Annotated in this window: 2 protein-coding genes; both read right to left on the reverse strand. The window is 36.0% G+C overall.

The features are described from left to right. Nucleotides 1–60: 60 nt before the first annotated feature. A complete protein-coding gene (gene istB, locus LF817_RS19905; protein ID WP_253937555.1) occupies nucleotides 61–834 on the reverse strand; it encodes an IS21-like element helper ATPase IstB in 774 nt (257 codons plus the stop codon). Next, a complete protein-coding gene (gene istA, locus LF817_RS19910) occupies nucleotides 831–2,363 on the reverse strand; it encodes an IS21 family transposase (RefSeq protein ID WP_253937556.1) in 1,533 nt (510 codons plus the stop codon). The genes istB and istA overlap by 4 nt, the downstream gene beginning before the upstream one ends. Nucleotides 2,364–2,514: the final 151 nt, after the last annotated feature.

Genomic DNA, 2,514 nt, shown 5'->3' on the forward strand with positions numbered 1-2,514 from the left:
TGTAACCGTCAAGTAGAAATTAACAGTTTTCAACAAATGGAATTCAACAGTTTTCGTTAATTAAGATTCAACACTTAATTCTTCAAATAACACCTTTCGGTATTTCATCCGAATACTGTTCTGCTTCTCGCTAAATGTCAAAATCTCACTTCGGTGCAGCAATCGGTCTAGTATAGCTGTAGTTAAGGTCTTATCACCTAAGAATTTTCCCCATTCATTTGGACCTTTATTAGATGTTAAAATGAAAGCTGTTTTGTCATACATATCGTATATAAATTGGAAGAACAGATGAGCATCCTGAGGTTCGTATGCCATGTACATTACATCATCTATAATCACTAAATCCGAGCTAGTTACGCGCTTATATCTCGTCTTAGATTTGTTGATATACTCTCTTGATTTTAGAATATAAATCAATCGCTCCATAGATAGGAAAGAGACCTGGTATCCACGCTCAATAGCATGAATACCTAGTGCAGTAGATAAATGTGTTTTTCCTACTCCAGTCGGGCCCATCATAATTAAAGTAAAACACTCTTCGATCCAAGAACATTCTTTTAATACACTTAGCTGCTTTTCTCCTATAGCTGATTGCTCCTCTAAATCGAATTGTTCAAACGTCAACTGTTCAGGAAACTCTGCCCATTTCATTAATTTCTCTATATTTTTACGCTCACGACATTGAGTCTCATAGGTGAATATTTCATGTAGAAGTTCGTGGTATGTCCAATTTTTAGACTCAGCTTCTCTCAGAAACAAAGGGAGCTCTTTAGCTGTCTCTGCGAGCCGTAAGGCTCGACATTGGTCTTGCAATGAATTGTACAACTCGCTCATTTTTTTCCACCTCCTTGCAAAACATGAAGGTAGATATCTTCTTTTCTTTCAGGGGCTACGAAATCCTTGTATTTTTCGTTCTCCACACCTACATTTTTATAATTTTTTGCTTTTTCTATTTCTAGTGACGTAGCAATATCCCTCAATTCGTGAGCGCTATTCATTTTAAGTCTTTTCATTGTCTGTATAGCCTCTTCTATAGTGAAGGGATGGTGTTCTGTGACGTTTAAAACTACTTTTAATTGGTCAATTAGATGCCTAGGATACTGTTTAGTTAACTCTTCTACCAGCCAACTTACAAGGGTTGGATTAGAAACATTCTGATAGATCTTCTCGATCATTTTGTCGCGTGTAGTACGACTACGCTGCCGATGTGCAGGAAGAGTCACGATAACTCCTTTATCCTTTGAAAGAGTGTGTTTAGCAATTATAGGACCACTTTTTCTTTGTTGAATATATAGGTGGTCACCTTCCACATACACATCGACTAAATTATCTTCTCCATTTTTGAAGGTACCTAACGGTACACTATAGCGATTTCCATCAAATCGAATAACATTGTCCTTATGTATCTTTCTTGTTATAATATTCATAGATACATTTTCGAAAATGTAAGTTCCAGAGACCTTTTGAAGATGCGGCTTTTCCAGGGCGTGCATCTCAAGGGGTCTTTTTTTCGTATTATGGTGTACTTTATAGTTTCCTGTTCTTTCTAACCACTTTAGACAAGAGGATTGCCAGTTTGAAAGGTTACTAAAGGTTCGATTCTTTGCGAAATTATGTTTCACGTATTTCACTAACTGCTCTACTTTTCCTTTTGATTGAGGATCTGATTTTCTGCATAGATATACTATAAATTTTCTTGTTTGCTGATACTTTGTAAAAGCTTCAGTCATTATAAGGTCTCCTGCATTTTCACTGACGGCAAGTAATCTGTCTTGATCATAAACTATTTCTTCGGTTACTCCGCCGTAATATCGAAAAGCATTTTCCTGCATGTGTATTAAATCAGTAGTTTTAAAAGGACGATCCAACCACTCTATATACTTAAACCTTGAATGAGAAAGGATAAAACCTACGAAATATAGCTTAATAGATTTATCTTGTGTATTTAAAACTTTTACTTCGCCAAAGTCCACTTGCATTTGTTTCCCCGGCGGAAGCTCATCTACAGCTCCAAAAGTTCTGGAAATCACTTGTTTGGGGATGTGGTAAACCTCCCTCATCTCATTTACATAGTTCCTGACGGTCCCTTCCGTGATATTTTTAACACTTAGTTTTTCTTGTAACCAATCGTACACTTGAGCACTACTGAGATCATTGTGTTCTTTCAACCAAGACAAAATATGGTCCCGATAGGGATCTAACTTCTTCTCTCTTGTTTGAATTGAATACATAAAATCAGAAAACTCTTCCAAGGACATTTCTAAATAACCAATAACTGTGTTTCTAGAGATCGCCAATTTCCTAGCAATTGCGCTATTTGAGAACCCCTCATTCTTCAACTGGTGAATTTTGTGATAGTTCATTTTTCTTTCCACTCCTAAGCCCTCACTTTCAATTAACTAAAATAAGTATATTGAAAGTGTTTTAGTAATAGCCAGAACTGTTTAATCTTATTTGTGGAAATCTGTTGAAAGTTAAATGTTGAAAACTGTTAACTCTAGTTTAGCGTTTACA

This window comes from Halobacillus sp. A1 (assembly GCF_024189295.1).
Taxonomy (GTDB): domain Bacteria; phylum Bacillota; class Bacilli; order Bacillales; family Halobacillaceae; genus Halobacillus_A.